Source organism: Mesorhizobium sp. WSM4898 (assembly GCF_029625845.1).
In the GTDB taxonomy this organism is placed as follows: domain Bacteria; phylum Pseudomonadota; class Alphaproteobacteria; order Rhizobiales; family Rhizobiaceae; genus Mesorhizobium.
Window position 1 is genome coordinate 435,414 of sequence record NZ_JARTVQ010000004.1, and the last position, 13,537, is coordinate 448,950.

The window sequence follows — 13,537 nt, forward strand, 5'->3', positions numbered from 1 at the left end:
CGTTTTCGCAAAACCGCTGCACACTTTTGCGCGACATGCTCTAACCCTCCGGATCCCAGCCTGATGGACGATGTGGTAATCGGGATCGACGCCTCGACGACCGCCGTGAAGGCGATCGCTTTCGCGCGCGACGGCTCGGAGCTTTTCCAGGCACGCGAAACCTATCCGCTGTCCAATCCGGCGCCCGGCCATTTCGAGCAGGAGGCCGAGCATTGGTGGGCGGCGCTGTTGTCGGCGCTGCAACACGTCGCCAAGGCGATCGATGCCTCACGCGTTAAAGCCATCTCAATCGCGCACCAGCGCGAGAGCTTCACGCTGATCGACAACGCCGGCAAGCCGCTCATCCCCGCCATATTGTGGCTCGACGAACGCGCTCGCCGCCAGGTGGCGCGGCTTTCGGAAGAACTCGGCCGCGAGGCGATCCGCGACTGGAGCGGCAAGCCGCCGGACCCGACGCCGGCGCTCTACGCTTTGGCCTGGCTGACGGAGCACCGGCCGCAGACGCTGGCGGAAGCGGCCGCGCTGGTCGACGTGCACGCCTTCTTCGTCCACCGGCTCACCGGGCGACTCGTCACCAGCACGGCGAGCGCCGATCCGCTCGGCCTGCTGGACATCGCGCATGGCGTCTGGCACCCGAGGCTGGTCGAGGCGGCGGGACTGCGGCCGGAGCAACTGCCGGAGCTCGCAGCCCCTGGCGCGGTCTGCGGCACGTTGTCGGAAAGCGTCGCGGCGGCGATCGGCCTGAAGGCCGGCACGCCGGTTATTGCGGGCGCCGGAGACGGCCAGGCAATGGGCCTCGGCATGGGAGTCTACGGGCCCGGCAAAAGCTATCTGTCGTTGGGCTCAGGCGTCGTCAGCGGAAATTATTCCGGTACGGTGACAACGTCGGATGCATTCCGCACGCTGGTTTCGCCGACCGGCTCCGGCTTCATGCTGGAGACGGTGCTGCGTTCCGGCATGCAGTTGGTCGACTGGATCGTGCGCACCACCGGCGCGCCTTCGGCCGCGGTGCTGGAGAAGGCTGCGAAGGATGTCGCGCCAGGCAGCGACGGATTGCTCGTCATGCCCTATTGGGCCGGCGTCATGAGCCCTTACTGGGACGGCTCGGCGCGCGGCGCCATCGTCGGCCTGTCGCTCGATCACGAGCCAAGGCATCTCTTCCGCGCGGTGCTGGAGGGCATAGCGCTGGAGCAGGCGATCGCCACCGAGGCAATGGAGGAACAGACCGGCAAGGCCGACGCGATGATCGCGGCCGGCGGCGGCACCAATTGCCCACTGCTGTTGGAAATCATGGCGAGCGTGCTCGAGCGCCCGCTCTTCGTCTCGCCGGTCAACGAAGCAGCGTCGCTGGGAGCCGCCATGCTCGCGGCCTCGGCAATCGGCTGGTTCGCGTCACCGGAAGAGGCGGCAAAGGCGATGGCGGCACGGCCGGCACGCCAGGTCGATCCTGTCGAGGCGCTTGTTCCGACCTACCGCGCGCGCAAAGAAGTCTATCGTGATCTCTATCACGCGACACGCGATATCCACACGCGGCTCGGCGCGATTACCTGAACTACCGGCTAAGCAGCCCCTTGGCCGCGTCTTCGTCGGTGATCAGCACCGAGACCTTCGTATTCGCAAGTGCGGCGCGCATGACGGCGATCTTCTCCCGCCCGCCCGACACCAGGATGGTGGTCGGAATGTCAGACAGATCCTGCAGCGGGTAGGCGCAGACGCGGCGGTTGACCTCATGGTCAACGATGCGACCCTCGGCATCGATGAAGTGGCAGAGGATATCGCCGACCGCGCCCGCCGCCTGCAATTCCTCCAATTCGCTGGGCTTGATGAAACCGTAATTGGCGATCGGGCTGTCGTTGGAAAAGGAGCCGACGCTGAGCACGGCGATGTTGGCGCGCCGCGCCCTAAAGACCACATCCTGGACGCTGCGCTGGCTCATGAAGGCATCGCGCTGCTCCGGCCTGTCGGCATAGACGGGCACGGGCAGCAGATAGCATTCGGCGCCGATCTTCTCGGCGAATTCCCAGGCGCTCTCGGTCGGATTGAGCGGCTGCGCATGGGTGAGGCCGCCAAGCATCGAGACCACGGTGGTCCTGGCGATCGGTCGCCTGGGCAATTCGTTGATGGCGAATTTCAGCGTCCTGCCCCAACCCAGTGCGATAACGTCGCCCGGATTGACGTTGTCGGCGAGATAGGCGGCGGCGGCATGGCCGATCATCAGTGGCGCGTTGCTCCGGTCGGCGGCCGACGGCACGACCACCGCCTGGCTGAGGCCGAAGCGCTGCTTCAGGCTTTCCTCCAGCTGCACGCATTCGACGACGCTGTCGCGAATGCGGAACTGGACCACGCCTTCCTCGCGCGCGGCCGACAGAATCCGGTGCACCTTGATACGGCCGACGCCGAGGATCTCCGAGATCCGCTCCTGCGTCAGCCCTTCGACATAGTAGTGCCAGGCGGCTCGGGCCTTGAGCTCGGCATCCGGAAAACGCGAGACCTTGTCGTTCTCGATCACCGCCATGCTTTATGCCTCCGTATGCGCTCGACTTCCCTATGGCAAACTGTCGGTTCACGCAAACTGCCGCCGAATGGCTGCGCGGCACTTGACAATTTTCTGATGAACGTTTTAGCTGAACAAAATTGCAGATCAAAGATAAATTGTTCACAAGGGAGGATGCCTGGTGAACAAGAGCGGAAGGCAAGGCACGCCTGCCCGCTGACGGAGGAGACCAAGTGGCCGTGAGCAACGAGACGAGCGAGTTGAAGGCTGGCACCGGCGCCGCGCAGGCCGCTTCCGGTGCGAAGCTTTCGGCGTTGTTTGCCGGAACGATGGGACCGCTGATCGGGCTGGTGCTGCTGTGCCTGGCGCTGGCGCTGACCACCGACACCTTCCTGACGGTACGCAATATCCTCAACGTGCTCGACCAGGTGACCGTCCTCGGCATCATGGCGATCGGCATGACGCTGGTCATCCTGATCGGCGGCATCGACCTTTCCGTCGGCTCGGTGCTGGCGCTGGCCTCGATGGTGATGGGCTATGTCGCCTATCCCGACTATCTCAATCTCGGCGTCCCGGCGGGCATCGCCGCGGCGCTCGTCGTCGCCGCCCTCTGCGGCCTGGTGTCGGGCCTGCTGGTGACGGTGACGAAACTGCCGCCCTTCATCGCGACGCTTGCCATGATGTCGGTGGCGCGCGGCCTCGCCAACATGATCACCGACGGCTCGCAGATCGTCGGCTTTCCGGACTGGTTCACCAACCTCTCGATCGTGCGCCACTTCGGCTTCCTGTCGGTCACCGTCGGGCTGATGATCGTGCTGGCGATCGTCTTCGCGATCTTCCTCAATTACCGCGCCACCGGCCGCAGCCTCTACGCGATCGGCGGCAGCGCCGAGGTTGCCCGCCTCTCCGGCATTCCGGTGAAGTCGCTGACCAACTGGGTCTACGCAATCTGCGCACTGCTGGCGGGACTGGCCGGCATCGTGCTCGCGGCCCGGCTCGATTCCGTGCAGCCGAGTTCGGGCGTCGGCTACGAGCTCGACACGATCGCCGCGGTGGTGATCGGCGGCGCCAGCCTTTCCGGCGGCATCGGCTCGATCGGCGGCACGGCGATCGGCGTTCTCATCATCGGCGTGCTGCGCAACGGCCTCAACCTGCTCGGCGTGTCACCCTTCATCCAGCAGGTGGTGATCGGCGTGGTGATCGCGCTGGCGGTTGCCACCGATACCTGGCGGCGGCGCCGCCAATAGGAATTCGCCCGGATGTCCGGGCGGAACGGATCGGTCGATCCGAGACTGGGACTGTCCGGCCGAGGGCGCCGCGATGCGCAGGCGGACAGATCGAACACCAACGGAGGAAAAACATGCTGACCAAACGTTCACTGCTGCTTGCGGCCGCGGCCATCGTCCCGCTGCTCGGCCTGTCCGATGCCGCCTCGGCCAAGGACGCCAAGAAGCTCGGCCTCGCCGTCGCCAATCTGCAGGCGGACTTCTTCAACCAGATCAAGCAGTCGGTCGAAGCCTATGCCAAGGAGAAGGGCATCGAGGTCATCACCGTCGACGCCAAGGGCGATTCGGCCACGCAGGTCAGCCAGGTGCAGGACCTCGTCACCCAGAACATCGACGCGCTGATCTATATCCCGGCCGGCGCCACCGCCGCGACGGTGCCGACCAAGACCGCGAAGGCCGCCGGCATCCCGGTGGTCAATGTCGACCGCAACGCCGACGGCGCGCCCGGCGACACCTTCATCGCCACCGACAGCGTCAACTCGGCCAAGGGCGTGTGCGACTACATCGCCAAGCAGGCCGGCGGCAAGGGCGAGATGGTGATCATTCATGGCCAGAAGGGCACGACGCCGGAAGTCGACCGCTCCAAGGGCTGCGGCGAGGCGCTCAAGGCCTATCCGGACATCAAGGTGGTCGGCGAGCTCTGGAGCGATCAGTGGCACCAGGACGAAGGCTTCAAGCTGGCGCAGGACCTGCTGCAGGCCCATCCGAACGTCTCGATCATCTTCGGCCAGGCCGACGCGCTGGCTCTGGGCGCCGCGCAGGCGGTCAAGGTCGCCAACCCCGACCACAAGGTGTGGATCGCCGGCTTCGACGGCGACGTTGCGGCGCTCAAGGCGCTGAAGGAGGGCGTGTTCGACGTCACCGCGACGCAGCAGACGCAAGGTATGGGCCGGCTCGCCGTCGACTCGGCGATCAAGATCGTGGCGGGCGAGAAGCTGCCGGCCGAGCAACTGCAGGACGCGACGCTGACCACCAAGGACAATGTCTCGCAATTCATCGAGAAGCATCCGTAAGGCGGCAACCGTTGAGAGAGCGCCACGATGTCCACTGAACCTCGCCATAGCGAAGGCCCGCATAACGGGCTCTTCGTCAACGGCCTCTGCAAGAGCTACGGACCGGTGCAGGTCCTGGCCGATGCGAGCTTCGAGGTGCGGCCGGGCGAGGTCGTGGCGCTGCTCGGCGAGAACGGTGCCGGGAAGTCGACGGTGTCCAACATCATCGCCGGTTCGACCAAGCCTGATGCCGGCACCATCATCTGGCGGGGGAGGCCCTATTCCCCCGCCAATCCCGCCGCGGCCATCGAGGCCGGCGTCGGCATGATCCATCAGGAATTGAAGCTGCTGCCGGACCTATCGGTGGCGGAGAATGTCTATGTCGGGCGGCTGCCGATGCGGGGCGGCCGCATCGACCGGGCAACCATGAACGCGAAGGCCTCGGCGCAATTGAAGCGCCTCGGCCTCGACGTCTCGCCCGAGCGCAAGGTGCGCACGCTGCGCGTCGCGGCACAGCAGCAGGTGGAGATCGCCAAGGCGCTGACGCTGAATGCCGAGCTTCTGATCCTCGACGAACCGACCGCCGCGCTCGGCGGCGAGGAGACGGAGCTGCTGTTCAAGCAAATCCGCAAGCTCAAGGCCGAAGGCATGTCCTTCATCTATATCAGCCACCGGCTGGACGAGATCGCTCAGATCGCCGACCGTGTGGTGGTAATGCGCGACGGCCGCATCGTCGCCCGGCACGAGCGCGCCGACATCCCGGTGCGCACGGTCGTCGAGCAGATGGTCGGACGCAGCGTCGAACGCATGTTCCCGAAGCTGTCGGCGCCGGGTACCGAGACAGTGCTCGAAGTCGAGAACCTGTCCTCGCCGGAGCGTAGCTTCAACAATGTTTCGTTCGCGGTGAAATCGGGCGAAATCCTGGGCATCGCCGGGCTGATCGGCGCCGGCCGCACCGAACTGGTCCGGGCGATCGCCGGCGCCGATCCAATCTCGTCCGGCGCGGTGCGGGTCGCGGGCCAGCCTGTTCATCTCAGCGGCCCCGCGGCGGCGATCAGGGCCGGCGTCGTGCTGGTGCCGGAGGACCGCAAGGAACAGGGCGTCGTATTGGAGCAGACGATCGGCGAGAACCTCGCCATCGGCAATTTCGATCATGTCGCACCGAAGGGCTGGGTGTTTCCCAAAGCGGTTCAGAGGTTCGCCGAGGCCGGCATATCGAGGCTCGGCGTCAAGGGTCGGCCGAACCAGGCGGTCTCAAAACTTTCCGGCGGCAACCAGCAGAAGGTGATCATCGCCAAATGGGTGTCGCGGCCGCCCAAGGTGTTCATCCTCGATGAGCCGACGCGCGGCATCGACGTTGGCGCGCGCGCGGCGATCTACGATGTCATCGCCGACCTTGCCCGCTCGGGCATGGCCGTGGTGGTGGTGAGCTCGGATCTCGAGGAGGTGCTGGGGCTTTCGCACCGGGTTCTGGTGCTGAGCCGCGGCCGCCAGCGCGGCATCCTCGATCGCGACGAAGCAAGCAATGTCGCCGTGATGGAACTCGCCACGAGCTGAGGGCACGGCAGATGGGAATAAAGCGCAGCAGGTGATAGCCTCCCAAGCACCGGACCGCGCGGGGCGCCAGCAGGGCTGGCGCCCCTTCTTTCAGGGAGAGGGAGAAAGATGAAACTGTTCGATATTGATGGCGACGTGGCGCTGGTGACGGGCGCCGGCAGCGGCATCGGTCAAGCGATCGCCATCGGTCTGGCGGAAGCCGGCGCCGATGTCGCCTGTTTCGGCCACAGCTCGAAGGGCGGGCTGGAAGACACGGCCGACAAGATCAGGGCGCTCGGCCGCAAGGCGCTGGTGCTGACCGGAACTGTCACATCGCAGAGCGATCTCGCGGCAGCGGTCGAACGCGTCGAAAAGGAACTCGGCGCGCTGACGATCGCGGTCAACAATGCCGGCGTCGCCGGTGCCGAACCCGCCGAGACGCTGCCGATGGAGAAGTGGCAGAAGCTCTACGACGTCAATGTAAGCGGCGTGTTCCTGTCCTGCCAGGCCGAGGCGCGCGTCATGCTGCCCCGTCGCAAAGGCTCGATCATCAACATCGCCTCGATGTCCGGCTCGATCGTCAACCGCGGCCTGACCCAGGCGCACTACAATTCGTCCAAGGCGGCGGTGATCCACATGTCGAAGAGCCTCGCCATGGAGTGGGCCGATCGCGGCCTGCGCGTCAATGTGGTGAGCCCCGGCTACACGCTGACGCCGATGAACAAGCGGCCGGAGGTCGCCGAGCAGGTCAAAATCTTCGAGCGCGACACGCCGATGGGCCGCATGGCGACGCCTGAGGAAATGGTCGGGCCGACCGTGTTCCTGGCGAGCCGGGCCGCGAGTTTCGTCACCGGCATCGACCTCATCGTCGATGGCGGCTTCGTCTGCTGGTAGGAGAAAGAAAAAGTGCAGAAGCGTTTCGAAGGAAAGACGGCAATCGTCACAGGCGCCAGCGGCGGTATCGGTGCGGCCATGGCGAAGCGTTTCGCGGCGGAAGGTGCGGCGGTCGTGATCAGCGCCATTGATCCGCGCGTCGACGAGGTCGCCGCCGGCCTGAAGACTGCGGGCGCGAAGGTCGCCTCGATGCGCATGGACGTGACGAAGAAGGACGAGGTCGAAGCGCTTTACGATCTCGCCGAGAATGAATTCGGTCGAGTCGACATTTCGGTGCAGAACGCCGGCGTCATCACCATCGCCAAGATCGAAGCGTTGACGGAAGCCGAGTGGGACAAGGTGATGGCGGTGAACACGAAAGGCGTGTTTCTGTGCTGCCAGGAAGCGATCGCGCGCATGCGCAAGCACGGCCAAGGCGGCCGGCTGATCAACACCGCGTCCGGCCAGGCGCGGCAGGGTTTCATCTACACGCCGCATTACGCCGCCTCGAAATTCGGCGTTGTCGGCATCACGCAGAGCCTGGCCAAGGAAGTGGCCAAGGAAAAGATCACCGTCAACGCCATCTGCCCCGGCATCATCGACACCGACATGTGGGCCTATAACGACACCGCATGGGGCCAGCTGCTCGGCGACTACAAGCCGGGCGAGCTGATGGCGGAATGGGTGAAGAACATCCCGATGGGCCGCGCCGGCAGCGGCGAAGACGTCTCGGGCCTCGTCAGCTTTCTCGCCAGCGATGACGCGGCCTACATCACCGGACAGACCATCAATGTCGACGGCGGCCTGATCATGTCGTGAGAAGGCCTGCGATGCGTTGAGTGACCGCGGCGCCAGCCTCACTGCGACCCAGGCAGCCGGATGGCGACAGCCGATTTCATCGCAGGTTCTGCGACATAAGACGGCTTGCCGCCGTGATTGCGCTCCTGTATCGCCACCGAATATGTTCACCTCGAGTGAAATAAATCGGCGGAAAGTTGAGGGGCGCCATGGCGAAGAAGACGACCGACACCAAGCCTTCCGGCGCGAGCGACCAAGCCAAGCCGTTGCCGAAGAGCGTCTCGGCGGACGGGCGAACCGTGCGAACCATCCGCGCGCCGCTGACGCAGAATCCGCACGCCGTCCGCGACACGCGCGAGAAAGTGCTGGAGGTAGCGATCGGCCATGAGGTGCGCGCCTTCCGCAAGAAGCTCGGCATCACCGTCGCCGATCTCGCGGCCGCCACCGACATTTCGCTGGGCATGCTGTCGAAGATCGAGAACGGCATCACCTCGCCGTCGCTAACCACGCTGCAGGCGCTGTCGCGGGCGCTCGGCGTGCCGGTCACCGCCTTCTTCCGCCGCTTCGAGGAAGAGCGCGCCGCCGTCTTCGTCAGGGCCGGCGAAGGCGTCGACGTCGAGCGGCGCGGCACACGCGCCGGCCACCAGTACAATCTGCTTGGCCATATCGGCGCCAACACCAGCGGCGTGGTCGTCGAGCCCTATCTGATCACGCTGACCGAGGACTCCGACGTGTTCCCGACTTTCCAGCATGCAGGGATGGAGTTCCTCTATATGCTCGAGGGCGAGGTCGTATACCGGCACGGCAGCAATCTCTATCCGATGAAGCCAGGCGACAGCCTGTTCTTCGACGCCGATGCGCCGCATGGGCCGGAAGAACTGACACAGCTGCCGATGCGCTATCTCTCCATCATCTGCTATCCGCAGAACAGCACGACCTGACCAACCCGAACCCGGACATCGTTCGGTGACGCATTCGTCGAAGGTCCGACCTCGCGAAGCATTTCCGTGGCATTTCCATCAGCTCGTGCCGGCGATGTGCCGTCCGCGGTAATTTTCCTGCAGGCAAATAGTTTTATCCACAGGCAATCCTGCGGCGGACCCCCAAACCGTTTACCGAACGGAAAACCGGCTTGACAACTTCGCGGTTCGGGCAGAACTTATGAAAAAAATTTCACTCTGTTGAAAGAGTGGACGCCCGGTCGATTGCGGGGCCGGACGTCGAGAAAAGGGGAAAAACCGATGTCCGACCTTAAGCAGCGCATCGAAGCGCTGTACCGTTCCGACGTGCGCGGATCCGTGCTCCTGATCGTCTGCCTTTGGGCGACGATCCTCTTCGTCCTCTTGATGACCTGGGCCTACATCCCCGACAGCGGGATCAAGCTCGTGGTGGTGATCGCCGCGGCCGCGGTGCTGATCTTCAACACCGCCGCCATCCTGGCGATGCTCAACCACTACAAGGAAGACAAGGATTTCATCTACGGCCTCGACATCAAGAACGCCGATGCGTTCCGCAACCGCCAGTCCTGAAGGGAGAAAGCATGTCCCGCTACATTCCGCCGGAGCAGAGCAAGGCCGGTCAGGTCTTCGACATCGCCGTCGTCGTCGTCGCCATTTTCGTGGCGCTTTGGTTGCCGCTGAAACTCGGCCTCGCGGGTGCTGCGAAATCGATCGACGTGCTCGACGCCAAGACCTGGGAAGCGCTCGGCCAGAACGCGACCATGGCCTCAATCTGGGAAAAGCTCGGCTACACGCCGGAGACCGCCCACGACATCATCCAGAACCGCTTCCACTACATCATCGACTGGCCGACGCTGATCATCATGGCGGTGGTGCTGATCGCCTATTTCGTCTTCATGTTCCGCGCCTCCGATCGCGAATATCGCGAGGTGATCAACGAGAAGTTCGACGGCAAGTAACCCGGGAACACGATCATGTGGATGACAGTCTCTTACGCATGTTGGGGCATCTCGATCCTGCTCGCGCTGTGGATGCTCTACGACTGGTTCAAGGTCGACACGACCTATTCCGAGGAGACGCTGACCTCCTCGCGCGAAGGCGAGCTTGAAGCCGTCTCCGAAAAGCACCGGATCTGAGTGGAGCCTCACCAATGACAGTCGCGGTTGAAACGAGAGAAACGGTGGTCCACGGCGACCGGGTCTCGCTGCTACGCGTGCTCGGCCCCGCCCATGTCTGGGCGCTCGGCGTCGGCATCGTGCTGGTCGGCGAGTTCACCGGCTGGAATTTTGCCGCCGACAAGGGCGGCGCGCTCGCCGCGCTGATCGTCTGCTGGGTCGTCGGACTGCTCTACACCTCGGTCGCGATGATCGATTCGGAAGTGACGTCGACGGTCGCCGCCGCCGGCGGCCAGTACGCGCAGGCCAAGCACATCGTCGGGCCACTGATGGCTTTCAACGTCGCGCTGTTCCTGGTCTTTGCCTACACGATGCTCGAAGTCTCGGATGCGATCCTGCTTGGCGACACCATCGTTGCCAAAGCAGGTGTCGAGGGATTGACCCACAATTCCTTCATCGCCGCCACCATCGTCGTGCTGGCATGGCTCAACTATCGCGGCGTGCTGATGACGCTCAACGTCAACTTCGTCATCACGGCGATCGCCTATATCTCGATCGTCATCCTGTTCTTTTCGGTCAGTCCATGGACGCAAGGGGCGGTGCTGAAGCTCAACGAACTGGTCACTCCCGGCAACGCGCTGCCCTATGGCTGGATCGGCGTGATCGCCGCCTTCCAGTTCGGCATCTGGTACTATCTCGGCATCGAGGGCACCACGCAGGCGGCCGAGGAAGTGCGCTCGCCGGCGCGTTCCCTGCCCTATGGCACGATGGCCGGCATGATCACGCTTCTGATCGCCGCCGCCATGACCTGGTATGTCTGCGCCTCGCTGATGCCTTGGGAATATCTCGGCATCACCTATTATCCGCTCTGGGACGCCGGCAAGCTGACCGGCAGCCCGCTGCTCGAGAACCTGCTCTTCATCGCGACGCTGCTTGCAGCCCTTGCCTCGGCCAATGGCTGCATCAACGACGCCGCCCGCGCCTGGTTCTCGCTCGGCCGCGACCGTTACCTGCCGAGCTGGTTCTCGGCGGTGCATCCGAAGTATCGCACGCCCTATCGGTCGATCCTGTTCCTGCTGCCGATCGCGCTGGCCTTCGCCTTCATCGCCGATCTCAACCAGGCGATCACCTTCTCGATCCTGTCGGGCGTGCTGCAATACACCTTCATGAGCATCAACATCATGATGTTCCGCAAGAAGTGGCCGCTCGGCTCGATCCGCCGTGGCTACACGCATCCCTTCCATCCGCTGCCGGCGATCGTGCTGTTCTGCCTGTGCGTGGTGACCTTCTTCGCCATCTTCCTCGGCTTCGGCTCGCAGCTGATCGCGATGATCGCCTTCTACTTCCTGATCTCGCTGTGGTTCCACTTCTACCGCTACAAGTTCGTGCGCCGCGGCGACCAGTTCACCATGCCCTGGCCGAAGCCGCAGGGCTATTGAACGGAAAAAGACCCGCCGCCTGGCGGCGGGTCTTGGCGTGTCGAGATGTCTGAGTTGACGTCAGTCTTGTTTGCCGGGGCGATCGTATTTGCGGTCGTCCTTCACCTTGCCTGGCTTGCGCGCTCCAGCCGCAACAGGGCCAGGGCGGCGCTCGCCGACGACGAGGCCGCCATCCGCGCCGTTATTCGCGACGCGATCGACGTCTCCGACGGCACGGCCGGCGTCGCTACCTGGGCGGGTTCGCACAAGGGCGAGCGAGCGCAGGTGCGTACCATCGTTGACACGCTCGCGACCAGAAAGCTTCCCGCGCGCTGGCTCAGCGTGTCGATCACCGAGCCGGTGGCGGTGCCGGGCGTTTTCGACATGATGATGCGGCCGGGATCGCCGACGAGCTTCTCCAATTTCGACCATCTCGAACACACGCTGCCGAAGACGGCGGCGTTCCCCGACGAGGCGGTGCTGCGGACAGCCCGCAAAGGCATCGTCTTCCCGCAGGAGGTGATCGCCGCGCATGCCGGGATATTCGGCGAAAGCCGCGCCAAGGAATTGCTGATCACGCCGAAGGGCGTGCGCATCGTGTGGCTGCTGGCCCAGGCCGATCGGGCGCGCTACGGTGTGTTCCGGCAAGCCGCTTTCGGCGACGCGAGGCTCGATCCGACATTGATCGAAAAACTGCTCGAAGCCGCATCCTCGATTCGCGACGCGATCAACCAGTGCGAAAGGCAGGCCGCATGAGCAACGCCACCGAACCCGCCGCCCGGCCTTCGAACCCTTATTTTGTCCTGGCCTCCGCGATCGTCCTGCCGGGCAGCGGACATGTCATGCTCGGCTTGCCGGCGCGGGGCCTGCAGTTCCTGTTCTTCATGGTGATCCTCGGCTGGGTCACAACCAAGGTGGCGCCGGCGGATGCCAGCTTCATCGGTCGCCATGCCGGCGGGTTCCTGATCTATGCGCTGTCGATCCTCGATGCCTACAGGATAGCGCGCGTTCGCCACGCGATATGGGGCCACGGCCATCCCGACGGCGACAACGCTACAGGCGGCGCGAGAACGGAAATATAATCAGAGGAAAATTTCTTTCATGCCATTGAATTCGCGGATTTCATTCGGTACACCATCTGGAAGCCACAAACGTCGGAGGCTGACATGTGCGGAATCGTCGGACTTTTCCTCAAGGACAAGACGCTGGAGCCGAATCTCGGCGCGATGCTGTCGGAGATGCTTATCTCGCTCAGCGACCGCGGTCCGGACAGCGCCGGCATCGCCATCTACGGCGCGGCGACCGGCAACGAGGCTAAGATCACCGTGCAGTCGCCGAAGCCCGAGCGCGATTTCCGCGGCCTCGACGTCGAGCTCGCCAAGGCGGTCGGCGCGCCGGTGAGCGTCGCGGTGAAGTCGACGCATGCGGTTATCCGCACCACGCCCGACAAGGTCGACGCCGCGCGTGAGGCGCTGCAGTCGCTTCGGCCCGATATCCGCATCATGGGCGCCGGCGAAGCAGTCGAGATCTACAAGGAAGTCGGCCTGCCGGAAGCCGTCGTCGATCGCTTCGACGTGCGCTCGATGACCGGCACGCATGGTATCGGCCATACCCGCATGGCGACGGAATCGGCGGTCACTACGATGGGCGCGCATCCCTTCTCGACCGGCGCCGACCAGTGCCTGGTGCACAACGGTTCGCTCTCCAACCACAACAATGTCCGCCGCGAGCTGGTGCGGGAAGGTATGACCTTCGAGACGGAGAATGATACGGAAGTGGCGGCCGCCTATCTCTCCAACAGGATGGCGCATGGCAAGAATCTCGGCGAAGCGCTCGAAGGCACGCTCTCCGACCTCGACGGCTTTTTCACCTTCGTCGTCGGGACCAAGAACGGCTTCGGCGTTGTGCGCGATCCGATCGCCTGCAAGCCGGCCGTGATGGCCGAGACCGACCAGTATGTCGCGTTTGGCTCGGAATATCGCGCGCTCACCAAATTGCCCGGCATAGACAATGCGAGGGTCTGGGAGCCGGAGCCCGCAACGGTCTATTTCTGGGAGCATTGAGTT

Annotated in this window: 15 protein-coding genes; 14 read left to right on the top strand and 1 reads right to left on the bottom strand. The window is 64.3% G+C overall.

The features are described from left to right. The first annotated feature begins 63 nt into the window (after positions 1-63). On the top strand, positions 64-1,551 hold the full coding sequence (locus P9228_RS21380; RefSeq protein ID WP_278055420.1) for an FGGY family carbohydrate kinase: 1,488 nt from the start codon (positions 64-66) through the stop codon (positions 1,549-1,551). Position 1,552: 1 nt separating this feature from the next. On the opposite strand, the gene P9228_RS21385 is transcribed toward P9228_RS21380, so the two are convergent. Then, positions 1,553-2,515 carry a sugar-binding transcriptional regulator gene (locus tag P9228_RS21385; RefSeq protein WP_066988921.1) on the bottom strand — a complete coding sequence of 321 codons (963 nt, stop codon included), beginning with the start codon at positions 2,513-2,515 and terminating at the stop codon, positions 1,553-1,555. 239 nt (positions 2,516-2,754) lie between these two features. Here P9228_RS21385 and P9228_RS21390 point away from each other — a divergent pair, with 239 nt between their 5' ends. The 13 genes from P9228_RS21390 (at position 2,755) to P9228_RS21450 (ending at position 13,534) form a co-directional block, all read left to right on the top strand. Continuing rightward, a complete protein-coding gene (locus tag P9228_RS21390) occupies positions 2,755-3,741 on the top strand; it encodes an ABC transporter permease (protein ID WP_066989390.1) in 987 nt (328 codons plus the stop codon). Between the two features lie 113 nt (positions 3,742-3,854). Beyond that, a complete protein-coding gene (locus tag P9228_RS21395) occupies positions 3,855-4,793 on the top strand; it encodes a sugar ABC transporter substrate-binding protein (protein WP_127246469.1) in 939 nt (312 codons plus the stop codon). A 27-nt stretch (positions 4,794-4,820) separates the two neighbouring features. After that, positions 4,821-6,329, top strand: coding sequence for a sugar ABC transporter ATP-binding protein (locus P9228_RS21400; RefSeq protein ID WP_278055422.1), 1,509 nt, complete (start codon positions 4,821-4,823; stop codon positions 6,327-6,329). Positions 6,330-6,437: 108 nt separating this feature from the next. Then, positions 6,438-7,202, top strand: coding sequence for an SDR family oxidoreductase (locus tag P9228_RS21405; protein WP_278055424.1), 765 nt, complete (start codon positions 6,438-6,440; stop codon positions 7,200-7,202). A 12-nt stretch (positions 7,203-7,214) separates the two neighbouring features. Then, positions 7,215-8,000, top strand: coding sequence for a glucose 1-dehydrogenase (locus tag P9228_RS21410; RefSeq protein ID WP_127240607.1), 786 nt, complete (start codon positions 7,215-7,217; stop codon positions 7,998-8,000). Positions 8,001-8,188: 188 nt separating this feature from the next. Beyond that, positions 8,189-8,920 carry a helix-turn-helix domain-containing protein gene (locus tag P9228_RS21415; protein ID WP_095781781.1) on the top strand — a complete coding sequence of 244 codons (732 nt, stop codon included), beginning with the start codon at positions 8,189-8,191 and terminating at the stop codon, positions 8,918-8,920. Between the two features lie 300 nt (positions 8,921-9,220). Continuing rightward, the gene (locus P9228_RS21420; protein ID WP_066988933.1) at positions 9,221-9,508 is read left to right on the top strand and encodes a hypothetical protein; all 288 of its coding nucleotides are present in this window, start codon (positions 9,221-9,223) and stop codon (positions 9,506-9,508) included. Between the two features lie 11 nt (positions 9,509-9,519). Then, positions 9,520-9,897: a hypothetical protein gene (locus P9228_RS21425; RefSeq protein WP_095800950.1), complete on the top strand. Its 378-nt coding sequence runs from the start codon at positions 9,520-9,522 to the stop codon at positions 9,895-9,897. Positions 9,898-9,912: 15 nt separating this feature from the next. Then, complete coding sequence (locus P9228_RS21430; RefSeq protein WP_082953998.1) at positions 9,913-10,074, top strand: hypothetical protein; 162 nt, start codon at positions 9,913-9,915, stop codon at positions 10,072-10,074. Positions 10,075-10,088: 14 nt separating this feature from the next. Further along, positions 10,089-11,492, top strand: a complete 1,404-nt coding sequence (locus tag P9228_RS21435) for an amino acid permease (RefSeq protein WP_066988937.1) — start codon at positions 10,089-10,091, stop codon at positions 11,490-11,492. A gap of 45 nt (positions 11,493-11,537) precedes the next feature. Continuing rightward, complete coding sequence (locus tag P9228_RS21440) at positions 11,538-12,227, top strand: hypothetical protein (protein WP_278055429.1); 690 nt, start codon at positions 11,538-11,540, stop codon at positions 12,225-12,227. Further along, complete coding sequence (locus P9228_RS21445; protein ID WP_278055431.1) at positions 12,224-12,553, top strand: hypothetical protein; 330 nt, start codon at positions 12,224-12,226, stop codon at positions 12,551-12,553. The genes P9228_RS21440 and P9228_RS21445 overlap by 4 nt, the downstream gene beginning before the upstream one ends. 84 nt (positions 12,554-12,637) lie before the next feature. Next, positions 12,638-13,534, top strand: a complete 897-nt coding sequence (locus P9228_RS21450) for a glutamine amidotransferase family protein (protein ID WP_278055434.1) — start codon at positions 12,638-12,640, stop codon at positions 13,532-13,534. The last annotated feature ends 3 nt before the right edge of the window (positions 13,535-13,537 follow it).